Annotated in this window: 1 pseudogene; it reads left to right on the top strand. The window is 70.8% G+C overall.

What is annotated here, in order from left to right:
* Positions 1–216, top strand: a pseudogene (locus tag BN358_RS24400) (FAD-dependent oxidoreductase); the annotation flags it as partial.

The following is a 216-nucleotide window of genomic DNA, read 5'->3' as shown; positions in this document are numbered from 1 at the left end:
ACTGCACCCAGGGCGTCGCCGGCGGTGGCTTCCTCTACACCAACCTCGACTCGGTCTCGGTGGGGGTGGTGCTGCGCCTCGACGACCTGCAGGCCGCAGGACTCAGTTCGAGCGACCTGCACGACCACTTCCTCGCCCACCCCGCGATCGAGCCGCTGCTGCGCGGCGGCGAGCTGCTCGAGTACGGCTGCCACCTCACCATCGAGGACGGGCCGG

Origin of the sequence: Sedimentibacter sp. B4 (assembly GCF_000309315.1) — a bacterium.
Lineage (GTDB): Bacteria > Bacillota > Clostridia > Tissierellales > Sedimentibacteraceae > Sedimentibacter > Sedimentibacter saalensis.
Note: the sequence above shows the minus strand (reverse complement) of the source record. Positions and strands in the feature narration are given on the sequence as shown.